This is a genomic window from Dawidia soli, assembly GCF_018598185.1.
Classification (GTDB): Bacteria; Bacteroidota; Bacteroidia; order Cytophagales; family Cyclobacteriaceae; genus Ohtaekwangia; species Ohtaekwangia soli.
Genome location: NZ_JAHESC010000014.1, coordinates 92,440 through 107,643 on the forward strand (window position 1 = coordinate 92,440; position 15,204 = coordinate 107,643).

Annotated in this window: 14 protein-coding genes; 8 read left to right on the forward strand and 6 right to left on the reverse strand. The window is 55.7% G+C overall.

Features of this window, described 5'->3' with window-relative positions:
* The 4 genes from murQ to KK078_RS11570 all read right to left on the reverse strand — a co-directional run bounded on the left by murQ (position 1) and on the right by KK078_RS11570 (position 2,783).
* Entirely contained in the window at positions 1–804 is an 804-nt protein-coding gene (murQ, locus tag KK078_RS11555) for an N-acetylmuramic acid 6-phosphate etherase (RefSeq protein WP_254090431.1), read from the reverse strand.
* Positions 805–811: 7 nt separating this feature from the next.
* Positions 812–1,663: an N-acetylglucosamine kinase gene (locus KK078_RS11560; protein ID WP_254090432.1), complete on the reverse strand. Its 852-nt coding sequence runs from the start codon at positions 1,661–1,663 to the stop codon at positions 812–814.
* Positions 1,664–1,824: 161 nt separating this feature from the next.
* Complete coding sequence (locus KK078_RS11565; protein WP_254082265.1) at positions 1,825–2,073, reverse strand: cytochrome b5 domain-containing protein; 249 nt, start codon at positions 2,071–2,073, stop codon at positions 1,825–1,827.
* The gene (locus KK078_RS11570; RefSeq protein ID WP_254090433.1) at positions 2,070–2,783 is read right to left on the reverse strand and encodes an RDD family protein; all 714 of its coding nucleotides are present in this window, start codon (positions 2,781–2,783) and stop codon (positions 2,070–2,072) included. The genes KK078_RS11565 and KK078_RS11570 overlap by 4 nt, the downstream gene beginning before the upstream one ends.
* A 38-nt stretch (positions 2,784–2,821) precedes the next feature.
* Here KK078_RS11570 and KK078_RS11575 point away from each other — a divergent pair, with 38 nt between their 5' ends.
* The 8 genes from KK078_RS11575 (at position 2,822) to KK078_RS11610 (ending at position 11,731) form a co-directional block, all read left to right on the forward strand.
* Complete coding sequence (locus KK078_RS11575) at positions 2,822–4,087, forward strand: dipeptidase (RefSeq protein ID WP_254090434.1); 1,266 nt, start codon at positions 2,822–2,824, stop codon at positions 4,085–4,087.
* 96 nt (positions 4,088–4,183) lie between these two features.
* The gene (locus KK078_RS11580; protein WP_254090435.1) at positions 4,184–5,152 is read left to right on the forward strand and encodes a stage II sporulation protein M; all 969 of its coding nucleotides are present in this window, start codon (positions 4,184–4,186) and stop codon (positions 5,150–5,152) included.
* On the forward strand, positions 5,130–6,137 hold the full coding sequence (locus KK078_RS11585; protein WP_254090436.1) for a hypothetical protein: 1,008 nt from the start codon (positions 5,130–5,132) through the stop codon (positions 6,135–6,137). Before KK078_RS11580 ends, KK078_RS11585 begins: the two co-directional genes overlap by 23 nt.
* On the forward strand, positions 6,124–6,906 hold the full coding sequence (locus KK078_RS11590) for a DUF4129 domain-containing protein (protein WP_254090437.1): 783 nt from the start codon (positions 6,124–6,126) through the stop codon (positions 6,904–6,906). Before KK078_RS11585 ends, KK078_RS11590 begins: the two co-directional genes overlap by 14 nt.
* On the forward strand, positions 6,903–8,099 hold the full coding sequence (locus tag KK078_RS11595) for a DUF4350 domain-containing protein (protein ID WP_254090438.1): 1,197 nt from the start codon (positions 6,903–6,905) through the stop codon (positions 8,097–8,099). The genes KK078_RS11590 and KK078_RS11595 overlap by 4 nt, the downstream gene beginning before the upstream one ends.
* Positions 8,100–8,116: 17 nt before the next feature.
* Complete coding sequence (locus tag KK078_RS11600) at positions 8,117–9,094, forward strand: AAA family ATPase (protein ID WP_254090439.1); 978 nt, start codon at positions 8,117–8,119, stop codon at positions 9,092–9,094.
* Positions 9,094–10,425, forward strand: coding sequence for a DUF58 domain-containing protein (locus KK078_RS11605; protein WP_254090440.1), 1,332 nt, complete (start codon positions 9,094–9,096; stop codon positions 10,423–10,425). Before KK078_RS11600 ends, KK078_RS11605 begins: the two co-directional genes overlap by 1 nt.
* Before the next feature lie 19 nt (positions 10,426–10,444).
* Positions 10,445–11,731 carry a PDZ domain-containing protein gene (locus tag KK078_RS11610; RefSeq protein WP_254090441.1) on the forward strand — a complete coding sequence of 429 codons (1,287 nt, stop codon included), beginning with the start codon at positions 10,445–10,447 and terminating at the stop codon, positions 11,729–11,731.
* 118 nt (positions 11,732–11,849) lie between these two features.
* Here the strand turns inward: KK078_RS11610 and KK078_RS11615 are convergent, their stop codons facing one another.
* Positions 11,850–12,710, reverse strand: a complete 861-nt coding sequence (locus tag KK078_RS11615; RefSeq protein WP_254090442.1) for a geranylgeranylglycerol-phosphate geranylgeranyltransferase — start codon at positions 12,708–12,710, stop codon at positions 11,850–11,852.
* A 108-nt stretch (positions 12,711–12,818) separates the two neighbouring features.
* Positions 12,819–15,176 carry a TonB-dependent receptor gene (locus KK078_RS11620; RefSeq protein WP_254090443.1) on the reverse strand — a complete coding sequence of 786 codons (2,358 nt, stop codon included), beginning with the start codon at positions 15,174–15,176 and terminating at the stop codon, positions 12,819–12,821.
* Between the last annotated feature and the right edge of the window lie 28 nt (positions 15,177–15,204).

A 15,204-nucleotide genomic window follows, 5' to 3' on the forward strand; every position in this document is an offset into this window, starting at 1 on the left:
TCATTGTTGGCTATCGATAGCCTTTCTGACAGAACCGTGTTCGCGCAGCAGTTGTTCAGCCTTCTCGGTCGAAATGCCCAGCTCGTCTACGATCATGTTCACCGCCCGGCCCACCAGCTTGTGGTTGGTCAGTTGCATGTCGATCATCTTATTACCCCGCACGTGTCCCAGACGGATCATGACCGAGGTCGTGATCATGTTCAGGGCCAGCTTTTGGGCTGTGCCGGACTTCATGCGTGTACTGCCAGTGAGGAATTCCGGCCCCACCACAATCTCCACCGGGAATTCTGATTCCCGGGCCACGGCTGAGCCGGCATTGCATACGATGCATCCGGTCGCGATGTTGTGCTTGCGCGCCGTGGCCAGTCCGCCGATCACGTACGGTGTGCGGCCCGAGGCGGCAATGCCCACCAGCACGTCGCGGGGGCCGATGTTATACTCCTGCAGATCTTTCCAGGCTTGTTCGGCGTCGTCTTCGGCGTTCTCGACTGCCCGGCGAATGGCTCTGTCACCACCGGCTATGATACCAATAACGTGCCCGTGGGGTACGCCAAAGGTCGGCGGGATCTCCGACGCATCGACCACGCCCAGGCGACCGCTGGTACCGGCGCCAATGTAGAACAGGCGGCCGCCGGCCTGCATGCGGTCGACGATGACGTGCACCAGGGCTTCAATCTGCGGAATGACCTTTTGCACCGCATGGGGCACGGTCTGGTCTTCGCGGTTGATGTTTTCGAGCAGCTCGCGCACGCTCATCTGCTCGAGGTGGTCGTAGTGCGATGAGGATTCGGTGGTAGCTGCCACGTGTGTGTTAGTTTGATTCGTTCTGGTGATACAGGGTCAGGCCGGCGATGGGCCCTTCCAAAATGTTCTTGACCGTGATGCCCTTATCATTGGCCACCTGGCGCAGCACGTCGCTGAAGTAGAAGGCGATGGAGCCGGTAAAGTGCACTTTGAGGTCCTGGTAGTTTTTGTACTGCATCACGTTGTTCTCATAGAACTCCGAGAAGCTGCGGTATACCAGGTCGTAGCAATACGACTCTTTCAGGTGTTGGAAGAGGAACTTGGTGAAGCTTGCGAGGAAGGCGCTGGGGCGCTCCTGCTGGTATACTTTTTCGAGGAACTCTTCGCGGGTAAGCGGAAAGCGCTCGTGGAACTGGGCGGCGAGGGTCTGCGGCAGTTTGTTGCGCAGGTAGTCTACCAGGAACTGGCGGCCCAGGTGGGCGCCCGATCCTTCGTCGGCGAGGATCCAGCCGAGGTTGGCGACGTTGTCGACAATGGCAGTACCGTCGTAAAGACAGGAGTTCGAGCCGGTGCCCATGATGCAGGCGATGCCGGCTTCATGTCCGCACAGTGCACGCGCGGCGGCGAGCAGGTCCCAGCCGATCTCGATCTGCGCTTCGGGAAAGAACTCGAGGAACGCACTCTTGATGGTCAGCTGATTCTTTACCGACGATACGCCGGCGCCGTAGAAAAAGATCTTGCTGACGTCACCCTGATTATTGATTTTCGGCAACAGCACATCCTGCACGTTCTTTTTGAGGTCTTCGATGGGTTGGTAATACGGATTAAATCCGGGCGTGTTGGCCTGGCCTATCGATCCGTCTTTTTGAATGAATCTCCAATCGATTTTGGAGCCTCCGCTGTCTGCTATAAGAATCATGCGCGTGCTACTGGTTTGGCAAAATTAATCAATTGAAAGCGGGGATGCCGTCTTTCAACCTGGCAAAACTAAAAGAGTAAATAATAACAAAAAACAACCGAATGAAATGTGTTCGTGTGTCTGGTAAAATTTACAATCTTTTAATGCTTATGCTTGTCCGGTTATGGTAATAAACGTCCGGTAACGGTAAATTTTTCGAAAACGGAATCGGTGTGTGGTGCATCCTTGAGCTCGTCGGTGAGATCCTGCCCTGCCCAGTGCTCATAATGCTTGCCGTCCCGCCACAAACGCGAGCGGCCCACATCGTAAATGAGTCCTTTGTATGCCACCCATACCTGCGGCTTGTCCTGGCCATTGCGCAAGGCCAGTTGTGCGCGTGTGTACGTGGGAAGTGTTTCGTGTGTACTCACTTGCCGGCCGTCAGTTGGCTGTAGTCTTTGAGGATCGTCGTCAGGAATGCCTCGAAGGTCATGTCGGTCTGTATGCCCAGCTTGGTCTTGATCTTTTCGGTGACGATCATGGCCGGATGCAGGTTGTCGTGGCGGCGATATACCTCCAGCGCTTGCTGGATCAGCTCGGCATCGCGGTCGGTGAGCATCGTCACGTTGGGGAACTGGGGCACATAATCTTCCGCCGCGAGCGTGAAGATCTCGGCGGCGGTGACGTCTTGCTGCTTGACCAGCTTTACGACCGTCGTGCCTGCAGCGATATCGCCCAGGCGTTGGCCGCGGCCGTTCCAGGCGATGGTGATCACCGCGATCATGCCTTGCGCTGCCTGTACTTCGATGAGGCGCAGCAGCCACCGCAGCAGGTAGTTGCCGATGGTGGCGGGCGTACCATCCGTACGTACGACTTTGATCTTCATTTGCCGTTTGCCCGGGCTCTGGCCATCCATGAATATTTCGAACAGGAGGTGATAGAGTATCGACGGGATGACCAGCACCGAAATGCCCATGGCGGCGGAGTCGATCTCTACGAGGCTCATGCCATAGGCCATGAGCACGATGTAGGCTACGACGATGACGGTGTCAATCAGGCCGGCTGCCATGCGGTCGCCCAGGGAAGCAACGGGGTATTGAATAAAAACATTTTGCGTTGTCCGTACACTTACAGTTTGCATCAGGAAGGAAATTCGATAACTTTTCCGTTGTAAAGATAATGCAAATAGAACTCTGGACGATGCGCAAACATTACGCTCTTGTAACGATCCTGCTGGCGGTCCTGGCCGGCTGCCGCCCCGGTCCTGTTGACTACGCGGCCCTGCCCGACGACCAGCTGCGCCGTGTGGCCGACTCGCTGGCACAGGTCTTCATTCTGGCCGACGGCCACGTGGACCTGCCCTACCGGCTCAACGTGCGGCACTTCCGGCTGGAGCGCGAGTTCCTGGGCATTCCGCTCCAGTCGAATACGGGCGACTTTGACTACGTGCGTGCCCGCCGGGGCGGGTTGGACGCGCCGTTCATGTCGATCTATATTCCCGCTTCCTACCAGCAGTTGCCCGACAAGGGCAAGGCTTATGCAGACTCGGTCATCAGCATGGTGACCGGTATCACCGACTCGCTGTCGGACAAGTTTGCCTTTGCCGGTACTCCCGCCGAGGTCGAGGCCAACACCCGGGCAGGCAAGATCTCTTTGCCCATGGGCATGGAGAACGGCGCCCCGATCGGCAACGACCTGAAGAACCTGGAGCACTTTTACAAACGCGGCGTTCGCTACATCACGCTGACCCACAGCAGGGACAACCAGATCTGTGACTCGTCGGGCGACACCACGCACACGTGGAACGGCCTGAGCCCTTTCGGACGCGACGTGGTCAACGAAATGAACCGCCTGGGCATCATGGTGGATATCTCACACGTTGACGACAGCACATTCTACCAGGTCCTGGCGATGACAAAGGTGCCGTGCATTGCCTCGCACTCGTCGTGCCGTGTTTTTGCACCCACTGTCAAACGCGACATGACCGACGATATGATCCAGAAGATGGGTGAGCATGGCGGCGTGATCCACATTAACTTTTACAATGCTTTTCTGGACTCGGCGGTCGTGAACCGTAACCAGGAGAACCGCGCCAGGCTGGCGGCCTTATTGGAAGCGAAGCATCTGAAGTATACCGACTCGCTGGCCAAGCCGATCGTGGAGCAGTTCCGTCAGGACAACCCGTCGCTGAACACCGATGTAGAGATGGTGGCCAACCACATCGACCATGTCGTAAAGCTGGCGGGCATCGACCACGTGGGGTTAGGCTCGGACTTCGACGGTGTGGACGGCGATCTGCCCACGGGCCTGGAGGATGTTTCCAAGTATCCCAACCTGCTGTACGTCTTGTTGAAACGCGGTTACTCGCCGGAAGACATCGAGAAGATCTGCAGCAAAAACACGTTTCGTGTGTGGAACGCCGCGCTGGCGGCAGCCCGGCGGTAAACGGCAAAAATATTTTCGGCCAATGACAACGGCTGCGCGTGTATGCCGTTTAGAAATTGTGCATTTTTGGCATCCGCATGAGCGGAGCATATCCCTGTGAGAGAGGCTGCATTTGTAAAACGAAACCAGGCGCGGTGGCAGGAGTTTGAAAGAACACTGTCCGCACAGGCGGCATCCACCCCTGACAAGCTGGCCGAAGTCTTCATTCAGATCACCGACGATCTTTCCTTCGCCCGCACGCAGTACCCGGACAGCCGCGTCACGACGTACCTCAACAATCTGGCCTCCAAGATCCACCTGGAGATCTACAAAAACAAAAAAGAAGACCGGAGCCGCTTCCGCACGTTCTGGACGCACGAGATCCCTTCGGCGGTATATGCCAGCCGGAAGCAGATGCTGTATGCGCTGCTGATCTTTATGATCGCCGGTGTCGTAGGGGTGGTCTCTACGTTGTATGACGACACGTTTACGCGCCTGATCCTGGGCGACTATTACGTTAACATGACACTCGACAATATTCACAACGGCAACCCCACCGCCGTGTATGAAAGCAGCAACGAGAGCGACATGTTCTTTCGCATCACCCTGAACAACATCATGGTGGCCTTCCGGGCCTTTGCGGCCGGGGCCGTGTCTTCCATCTTTACCGGACTGTTGCTTTTCTACAACGGCCTGATGGTCGGTACCTTTATGACATTCTTTTATACCGAGCAACAGCTGACGCAAGGCGGCCCTGTGGTGATGCTGCACGGCACCATCGAGCTGACGTCGATCGTCATCGCCGGCGGTGCGGGCTTTGTCATGGGCAATAGCGTGCTCTTTCCGGGGACGTACTCCCGTCTTGCCTCCTTTAAGCGCGGCGCGTTGCGCGGCGTAAAGATCGCGGTGGGACTCGTGCCGTTCTTTATCATTGCCGGCTTTATCGAGTCGTTTGTTACCCGTTATGCGTTTATGCATTGGGGACTGAAGGTCCTGATCATCGGCCTGTCTGCTTTTATCATGTTGTTCTATTTTGTTTACCATCCTTATCGCCTAGCCAAACATGGAAAACTTCACGTTGATTGAGTATCAGAAAGAGCGCGACTTTAGTCAGAAGATGAGTGTCGTGTTCGAGTTCATCCGGCAAAATTTCAAGTCGCTGTCGCGGTCCCTGCTTTTTATCGCCGGGCCTCCGGTAGCGGTCGGCGCCATCTTCATCAACGACTTCTTTAACCGGATCCTGGGTTTTAGCAAGGCTGCGCGTGGCAACGCCTATGGCTCGGGTGTTGAAAATATCGAAGAGTACTTCACGTCGATCACGTTCCTGCTGCAGATCGTCGGGATCCTGGGCTTTCTGTGGATCGGGGGTGTGATTACCATCGCCTGTGTCTATGGCTACATGCAGCTATACCGCGAGAAGGGCAGCAACCAGATCGAAGTAAGCGAGGTGTGGGGCTATGTGCGCCGAAACTTCGGGCGATACTTCGGTACGCTGACGGCATACTTTTTTCTGAGCATCATCGCCTTTACGATCCTCTCCATACCGCTGATGCTGTTGATGGGCGTGGCCGCTACTATCAGTCCCTTTCTGACCATCTTCTTTGTGCTCGGCTTTTATGCCGGGGCCGGTTTACTGGGGATGAACCTGTCGATGATCTTTATCATCCGGGCCGTGGAGCCGGTGAGCTTCTTCGACGGTGTGCAACGACTTATCTACCTGATACGGGGTAAGATGTGGAGCACCTTCGGCGTGGGCGCATTGAACACGCTGATCCAGTCGGTCGTTTCAGGTGTGTTCCTGATCCCCTGGTATATTATTCTGGTTCTCTCGTTCCTGCACGAGGTGGATGGCGCCGAGTTCCAGGAGCCTTCGGCTGTCTGGAACGCCGTGGGATCGGTGTTCTTTATTCTCTATTTCATTTGCAATATCATGCTGTATGCGCTCCCGTTGCTGGGGCTGGCGTTTCAATACTATAACCTGGTAGAGCTCAAGGAAGCCCGGGGCCTGCTGAACAACCTGGAATCTTTTGGAGAAACCAGTGCTCCTAAACAAACCGATGAACATTACTAGATCGTTCTTCTTTCTTTTCCTGTTGACGCTGGCGGCCGGTGCTTATGCACAGGAAGCCCCGGCGCCGGAGACTGCCATTGACACCCTGGTGGATGCGGTCGTGGAAGCGGAAGACGATGACAAAGTGCCGGAGGTTGCTCCGCCCGACGACAGCACGGTGATCCGGGCCCGGAGCATGGACCCGGCCAGGTTGCGGCAAATGCAGGAGGACCCCGAGATGGACTACGGGCAAGACAGCCCGGCGGTGGTAGGGCTGTGGGACCGGTTAATGATGTGGCTGGTCATGATCATCCGCTGGCTATTCTTTATGGGTGAATCGACGGATTGGGGCAATGTGATCGTCGGCATCCTGGTGGTGGGTATTTTGACCTATGTCATTCTGCGGTTGCTGAAGATCGACGCCCTCAACATGCTTCGTTCGAAGAGCCGGAGCACGCTGCACCACACTGTGCTGGAGGAGAACATCCACGAGATGGACTTTGACAAGCTGATCGCCGATGCGCTGGCCGATCACGCCTACCGCCTGGCGATACGATTAACGTTCTTGTATAGCCTGAAACTGCTCTCCGACCGGCAGCACATTCATTGGGAGCCGGGCAAGACCAACCACGATTACCTGCGCGAGTTGTCGGTGGCCGAGCTGAAGACCGGCTTTCGCGAGCTGAACTTCTACTTTGAAAATGCGTGGTATGGTAACTTCGCCATCACGGGCGAGCACTACCAGCGCGTGAACAATATCTTCAACACCTGGAAAACCAACCTGCGTTGAAAAAGGATTGGAAATATATCTTCTACCTCGGCGGCGCCGTCATGATCTACGTGGCCTTTAACCTGCTGGCCCCGCGGCAACTGGACTGGCGTGTGACGTATTACCACAAACACAAGATCCCGTTTGGAGGCTATGCGCTCAATACCCTGGTGCACGACCAGTTCTCCGATCGCGACATTGTACAAAATAACGAGACGTTGTATGAGCTGTACGACAGCGTACACACGCCGATGAACCTGCTGATCGTCGCCTCGAGCTTCTCGCCCGGCGACGAAGAGGTGCAGGCGATGCTGGGAAACGTTGCGCTGGGCGGTCATGCGCTCCTTTCTGTGGGCAGTCTGTATGGCAAGCTGTCGGATACGCTCGGGATCGATATCACCAACTACTTCTACGAAGACGGCTATAACCAGTACATCACCGACACGAAGGACAGCACGTACTTTCGCTTTTCCAACGCGGGGCTACCGGACACTGCACACTACATCTACCCGCGGAAAAATATGGGTGAGCGCATCTCCGTCACCAACGATTCGCTGGATGTGCGTGTGGCTGCGGTAAACGACCTGGGCATGGCCGTGACGGTGACGATTCCCTGGGGCAAGGGCCGGATCATTCTTAACAGCACGCCGATGATCTTTACCAACGCCTATATCCTGTCGGGTGAAAACCATCGCTTTGCGGCCACCACGCTTTCATACCTGCCCGACAACGACCTGCTGTGGACGGAGTTTTATGAGCTGGGCCGCATGGAGGCTCAGACGCCCCTGCGCTATATCCTTACCACGCCTGCGCTGCGGTGGGCTTACTTCATCACCATCCTGGCGTTGCTGCTCTTCATTTTGTTTGAAGCCAAACGTCGTCAGCGCACGATCCCCATCATCAAGCCGGTGGCCAACACTACCCTGGAGTTTGTTCGCACCATCGGCGACCTGTATTACCAGCACGGCGACCACAAAGACATTGCCGAAAAGCTCATTACCTACTGGCTCGAGCACGTGCGAACGCGCTACTGGCTTTCTACCACCAAGCTGGACGACGCTTTTACGGAGGCACTCATCCGCAAATCGGGCAAGCCGGCAGACGATGTTCGCGCGTTGGTGAATGTCGTTCGCCTGATCCAGTCCAGGCCCGACGTGGCGCTGGACCGCCTGATCGACCTCAACGACCGTATTGAAAAATTCAATCTCTCCTAGCTACAAAACACATCATCATGGAAGAAAAAGCATTTGAAAGCCGCGTAGACCTTAGCGCCCTCAACGCCAGTGTAACACGCATTCGCGAAGAGATCGGCAAAGTGATCGTGGGCCAGGAAGCGATGATCGACCTGCTCATCACGGCGATCCTGGCCGATGGCCACGTGCTGATCGAAGGCGTACCGGGAGTAGCCAAGACGTTAACGGCTAAACTGCTGTCGCGGATCATCTCGGTAAAATTCTCGCGCATTCAGTTCACACCCGACCTGATGCCGTCGGACGTGCTGGGTACTTCTGTCTTCAACGTTAAAAAGACTGAGTTTGAATTTAAGGCCGGTCCGATCTTCTCCAACATCGTCCTGATCGACGAGATCAACCGCGCCCCGGCCAAGACGCAGGCGGCGTTGTTTGAGGTGATGGAAGAGCGGCAGGTTACGATCGACGGTACTACGTATCCGTTCGAGTATCCTTACCTCGTGGTCGCTACGCAAAACCCGGTCGAGCACGAAGGCACCTACCGGCTGCCGGAGGCCCAGCTGGACCGCTTCCTGTTTAAGATCACGGTGGGCTATCCCGAGCTGCTGCAGGAAGTATCGATCCTCGCGAATCACCACCGCCGCCGGGGTACCGTGGCGTTGGACGAAGTGAACCCCGTGCTGACCGTCGACCAGATCCGGCAGGTGCGTGAGGCGGTGCAGCAAATACACATTGAAGAGAACCTGGTGCACTATATCGCCAGCATCATGCACGAGACGCGTAACAACCCGGCGCTCTTCCTCGGCGCTTCGCCGCGGGCGTCGATCGCGATCCTGAACAGTGCCAAGGCCTATGCGGCGATCAACGGCCGCGACTTTGTCACGCCGGAAGATATCAAGTATATCGCGTTGCCGGTGCTGCGCCACCGCCTGGTGCTGACGCCTGACAAAGAGATGGAGGGTGTCACGACGGACGAGGTGGTAAGACAGATCGTCGACAAAATCGAAGTACCCCGCTAGTGAAGCTCATTCGTCCACTATATTTAACAAACCGGCTTTTTACTGCCACGGGCGCGGTAGTGATGTTGTTCATTCTCGCCTTTGTGCTGGAGTGGCCCATCCTGATCCCCCAGGCTGCCTTCCTGCTGCTGCTGGCCGTGATCCTGACCGATGCGCTGCTGCTGTTCCGCCTGCGCAGGGGGCTGCACGGGTACCGCATGACACCCGAGAAGCTTTCGAACGGCGACCCGAACGACATCCGCATTCACCTGGAGAATTATTATCCTTTTGCCGCGGACATCGCGATCATAGACGAAATACCGCATCAGTTCCAGCGGCGTGACTTAAACTTTAAGCTCACCGTATTGCCGGGCCAAACAAAGACTTTGGCGTATTCCCTGCGGCCGGTGAAGCGGGGCGAGTATTCGTTTGGCACACTCAACATCTTTGTGCGGTCGCCGATCGGTTTCCTGAGCCGCCGGTATAAATTCTCGGACGATGCCGTGGTGCCGGTATACCCTTCCTACCTGCAAATGCGCAAGTATGAATTGATGGCCATCTCCAACCGCCTGACGGAAGCGGGTATTAAAAAGATCCGCCGCATTGGTCAGAACACCGAGTTTGAGCTGGTCAAGGAATATGTGAGTGGCGACGACTTCCGCAATATCAACTGGAAGGCCAGCGCCCGCAGACCACACCTGATGGTGAACCATTATCAGGATGAGCGGTCGCAGCAGATGTATTGTCTGATCGACAAAGGTCGTGTGATGCAGATGCCGTTCCAGGGCATGAGCCTGCTGGACTATGCTATCAACGCCAGCCTGGTCATTTCCAACATCGCGATCAAAAAATCGGACAAGGCGGGGCTCATTACGTTTCAGGATACCATCGGCACCACGCTGCCGGCGGGACGTAAGAACAACCAGATGTCGCAGATCCTCGAGGTGCTGTATAACCAGAAGACCGCATACCGTGAGTCCGATTTCTCTACGTTATACACGCACGTACGCCGCAAGGTGAGCCAGCGCAGCCTGCTGCTTTTGTTCACGAACTTCGAGTCGATCCATAGCCTCCACCGGCAACTGCCTTTCCTGAAAAGCCTGGCGCAGCAACACTTGCTGGTCGTGATCTTCTTCGAGAACACCGAGTTGCAGGCCATGACCACGACACATGCCGCCGATGTGCGCGGCATTTACCACAAGGTCATTGCCGAGAAGTTTGCGTATGACAAGAAGCTTATCGTGAAAGAACTGAGCCGCCACGGTATACAGGCGCTGCTGACGGCGCCGGAAAACCTTACCGTGAATACGATCAACAAATACCTGGAGCTGAAGGCACGGGGCCTGTTCTAACTATTATCGAACCCTCGTTATGACCATTTTTGAAAGTCTCTTTCTTCTCGCCACACTGAACATCGTGTATCAGGTCGGTTTCTTTGCGGTGTCCTGCTGGCTTGGTGTAGCACGCGAGCACTATTTCCTGGGATATGGCAAAGCGCTATTTACGTTCCGGGTAAGCGGAGTCAAGTTCTCGATCGGCTGGTATATTCCCATCTTTTTGCTTGCCCGCATTTATACTGTGAACGCGGAAGGTCAAAAAGGCGCCATGGTCTACCCGTGGGAGCTTGCCGATCGCCCATTGTGGCGGCGGTGGCTGGCAACCTGGAGCGGCGTGACGGCACTGATCGTCTGTGCGTGGGTTGCCTATGTCGTCCACACTGTTTCGGAGACCGATACCGTCCTCACGCGCGAAGACCTCAACCAATATGGAATCGATCCGACGGACGCGGCTGAAGCGGCCGGCTTTCGTGCAGGAGATAAGATCGTGCGACTGAATGGTAAGGAGTATGACGCATTCGAGGATCTCATCAAGCCGAGCGCCAGCACGTATACTGTTCTGCGAGGTGACAGCGTATTTGATATTACCCTTTCTCTCGACGACATGCTGAACCTTATTACCGCCTCCGACGGACACTTTCTACTACCCCGGGTGCCGTTCCGCGTGGAGAGCGTCCGTCCCGGATCGCCGGCAGAAGCCGCCGGTATAGCACCGGGCGACCGGATTACAACATTGGACGGCGCGCCGGTGATGTCGCTGAGAGACCTGCAGAACCTGCTGCAGCAGGATACTGGCAGCCATACCGTATTGGAGATTGAGCGGTATGAGAACAACCAAAAAATCCGGGTAGAAAAACATGTCGCCTGGCCGGACGTCAGAACTGAGCAGGAACCCGGGAAAAGAACGCTCGGCATCTCCAGCGAACAGCTCATTCCCTACACACACCGGTCGCGTACATGGCTACAGGCGGCCAGAATGGGAACAAGATTCGTATCGTCGTATTTCACCACTTCCGTGCGGGGTATTTTCGCAGTAATCGCTCCTCGTTCGCGAAGCAAACTAAGCGGACCGATCAGTATGTCGGCGGTGAATCCTGCGTTCGAGAGACGTCTTGCTACCGGTGCACTGACCGTGTGGATATTAAATATACTTCCGATGCCTTTTGCGGTCTTCTGGGAAACTATTGCCTTATTGTATGAAGGTGTTACCCGGAAGAAGTACCCGGAAGCTGCGTTCCGTTGGTCGTGGATAGCAGGGCTCACGGTGTTTGTTGGCTATGTGCTGTTTACGTTTATAAGAGACCTCACGCATTTATTCTGACAAAACCCTCCGCCTCGTTCTCGCGTGTTATACTTCTTGTGCTCATCATCGTCGCTACATCCGTCACCAGTCGTGCCGGGGCTATCCATTGATTCATTCTCGACCTGTCTTTAGTATGTCACCCGCCGTGCAGGCTCATGCTCAAAATGCCCATAAGCATGATCACTTTACAAAATGCGCTGAGGCGCGCGAAGTCGCGGATGGTATCGGCGCGGACAAGCCGGTATAACAACCACAGCAGCGGGACAAACAGAAAGATAGCATAATACTGTAGCGGCATTACCTGGTAAAAATAATTCAGTATCACCACCGTTGCGCTGAACAGGAACAGGATGAGGTAAATAATAAACTTTGTACGACGCAGCCCCAACATGATGGGCAGGGTCTTACACCCGAACGTGACATCGCCCTTTAGGTCTTCCATGTCTTTGATGATCTCGCGCACCAGTGTCATGAAGAAGGCAAAGCTGGCGTAGATAATGATCAGGACGCTGCCCGTGTGGTAGTAGAGATCGACGATGAGAATGGCCAGCCCGGTCAGGAGGGCCACGACAAAGTTACCGATGAAGGGCAGTCGTTTCAGGTTATTGGAATAGAACCACAGCAGGAAGACGGTCAACACATTTACCGCCGCGATCTTCCACGACAACATCAGCCCGAGCAGCACACCCGCGCTGGAAAGGACCACGTGGAACAGGATGGCATACCGGCGGGTGATGCTTTTGCCGATCACGACCCGACCGGGTTTATTGATGTAGTCTATCTTGACGTCGTAGTAGTCGTTGATGATATAGCCGGCGGCGGCGATCAGTACGGTAGATGTGGCGAGGATGAAGAGGGAGCCGTCGTTGAGGGTGGTCGTGGCAATCAAAAACCCGGCGGTGCAGTATTGGGCCAGGCCGATGATGACCAGGTTGCCAAAGCGGGTGAGCTTGAGCAGCGATTCCAGAAATGTACGAAATGTACGACCTGTTGCCATAGATACCGTTCACGGTAAAAATAGCAACAGGTTGTCATTTATTATATTTCCCCACGGCCAAAAGCCACGACCGGCATAAAAACCGGTCCTGTGACCGGCCGTCGGTCGCTAAAACCCGACGGTCAGCATGGCCATGAAGTTGGTGCCTGCCTGGGGAAAATAGTAGGCGACGCCGTCATACGAATACCCGTCGGACGAATATTCTACGTCAAACACGTTATTTACCAGCAGGCTCAGCTCGCAGCGTTTGACCTGTTGGAGCGGCAGGCGATAGTTCAATCGCAGGTCGTTCACAAAATAACTGTCAAGGGTCAGCGTCTCGTTCTCGGTGTTGTCGAGGTATTGTTTGCCTACGTATTTCGCCAGCCAGGTGGCCTGAAAATTCCGGAAGGCATTCCATGTTGCCTGGCTGCCGGCGATCCATTCGGGCGACAGGATGATCGCGGTGTTTTTCTTTTCGGTGAGGTTGCCGGGATCGACCACGTAGTCCTGGTTACGGTTCACACTCCAGGTGGCGTTGGCCTGCCAGGCCAGGCGCTCGGTCAGCTTGATGCCGCCAGAAACCTCGATGCCTGTACGATAGCTTTTGCCTACGTTGGCGCGGATGGGGTTGCCGACGTTGTCCAGACGACCCGTTAGTACCAGCTGGTCGGTGTAGTTCATGAGGTAATAGTTCACTTCCAGGTTGTAACGGGTGGCCTGACGCCGCCAGCCCATTTCGAGATTGCCCAGGCGTTCGTGTTTCGGTTTCTCGGTGCCGCCCAGGTAATCGGTGCGGTTCGGCTCGCGGTTGGCGATAGCATATGACCCGTACAGCATATCCCGCTCCGACACCGTGTAGCTTACACCGGCCTTTGGATTGAAGAAGTGGAAGGTGTCTTGGATGTCATAGGCGAGCTGATCATCTTCGACGCCGGACGTTTTGTAGTCCACCGTACGGTATTGCAGGTCGGCAAAAACGTTCAGGTTTTCGAGCACGTCGTAGTTCCACTTGGCGTAGATGTTAAGATCGTTTTTCCGGGCGTCGCCGTCGTAGTATTTATAGCCGGTACGTACGTCGCCCATATACTGACCCCAGAGGATCTTGCCGTAGTGTTGGGCGTCGCCGTATTGGTTAAAGGCGCCGCCGAGTATGAACGTGGTTTTGTCCCGGTCGTAGTTCAGGGAGAAGGTACCGCCGTAGAATTTATTATCGAGCCACTTGCGTGTAACGAAGTCACCATACGTCAGTGCGGTGTCTCCCAGTACGATGTCAGACAGGCCCAGGTCGGCAAAAGGTTTTGCTTGTTCGTATTGCTCATAGTAGCCGCGGCCGTAGGTATAATGCAGGGATGCGTTTACGTTCCAGGCATCGTCCAGCTGTTGTGTGAGGTGAAGCTGATAGTGGTCCTGGCGGTATTCGTCCACCTGGTCGTCGTAATAGCCGATCACGTTCCAGTTCTCGTCGTAGAGGGCGCCGCACGAGTTAAAGGTGCGGTTTGTCTTCATGGTTTCCGCATCGATGCCGTTCCACGCCTGGTAGGTGCGCTCGTGGCCGCCAAAGGTAATGGCTTTGATCACGGTCTTCTTGCCGTAGTAGCCGCCGGCGATATAGTACGAGGACAGATCGGACTCGGCCCGGTCTATATATCCGTCGGAAAGGATCCGCGATACTTTGGCATCAAACGCCCAATGGTTGTTGATCAGCCCGGTACCGGCCTTGGCGGTATAACGCTGCGTGTTGAAAGATCCGGCGGCGACCATCACTTCGGCATAGGGGTCGGGTTGCAGCGACAGCGTCTGCAGGTTGACGGTACCGCCAAAGGAGCCGGCGCCGTTGGTGGACGTGCCGACACCGCGTTGTACCTGGATGCTTTGTGTGGACGACGCGATATCGGGGATATCCACCCAGAAGGTGCCTTGCGACTCGCTGTCGTTGTAGGGTATACCGTTGATGGTTACGTTAATGCGCGTGGCGTCGCTGCCGCGGATACGCAGGCCGGTATAACCCACGCCGGCGCCGGCGTTGGAAGTGGTGACGAGCGAGGGTGTCCAGTTGAGCAAGAGCGGAAGGTCCTGGCCGAAGTTCTGGCGGGCCAGCTCGTCTTTGCTGACGTTGGTAAACGTCGTGGGGGTTTTGCGGTCGGCCCGCGTGGAAAGTACCACCACTTCATCGGTGAGGGTATACGACGGGTCGAGCGTCAGCGTCAGCTGCTGGTCGGCGGTGACGGACACCTGCTCGGTGCGCTCGGTATAGCCGAGTGAACGGAGCACGAGGGTATACTCGCCGGCGGGTACGCGGTCGAACCGGAAACGGCCGGCGGCGTCGGTAGTGGTATAGAACGACAGTCCTGAGAGCTGCAGCGTTGCGCCGACAATGGACTCCTGGTTTTTGCTGTCGCGGACGGTGCCGGTGACAGCAAAGCGTTGCGCATGCGCGCAAACAGACAACAGCACAATGGCTGCCATCAATACATGCTTTAACATGGTATACTCTGTTGGTTTAAACCTGCAG

What these genes read in the sequence shown, in the direction of transcription:
- KK078_RS11560 (WP_254090432.1), bottom strand. Translation starts at nt 1,663, where the DNA reads ATGATTCTTATAGCAGACAGCGGAGGCTCCAAAATCGATTGGAGATTC.
- KK078_RS11570 (WP_254090433.1), bottom strand. Translation starts at nt 2,783, where the DNA reads ATGCAAACTGTAAGTGTACGGACAACGCAAAATGTTTTTATTCAATAC.
- KK078_RS11575 (WP_254090434.1), top strand. Translation starts at nt 2,822, where the DNA reads ATGCAAATAGAACTCTGGACGATGCGCAAACATTACGCTCTTGTAACG.
- KK078_RS11585 (WP_254090436.1), top strand. Translation starts at nt 5,130, where the DNA reads ATGGAAAACTTCACGTTGATTGAGTATCAGAAAGAGCGCGACTTTAGT.
- KK078_RS11590 (WP_254090437.1), top strand. Translation starts at nt 6,124, where the DNA reads ATGAACATTACTAGATCGTTCTTCTTTCTTTTCCTGTTGACGCTGGCG.
- KK078_RS11600 (WP_254090439.1), top strand. Translation starts at nt 8,117, where the DNA reads ATGGAAGAAAAAGCATTTGAAAGCCGCGTAGACCTTAGCGCCCTCAAC.
- KK078_RS11610 (WP_254090441.1), top strand. Translation starts at nt 10,445, where the DNA reads ATGACCATTTTTGAAAGTCTCTTTCTTCTCGCCACACTGAACATCGTG.
- KK078_RS11615 (WP_254090442.1), bottom strand. Translation starts at nt 12,710, where the DNA reads ATGGCAACAGGTCGTACATTTCGTACATTTCTGGAATCGCTGCTCAAG.
- KK078_RS11620 (WP_254090443.1), bottom strand. Translation starts at nt 15,176, where the DNA reads ATGTTAAAGCATGTATTGATGGCAGCCATTGTGCTGTTGTCTGTTTGC.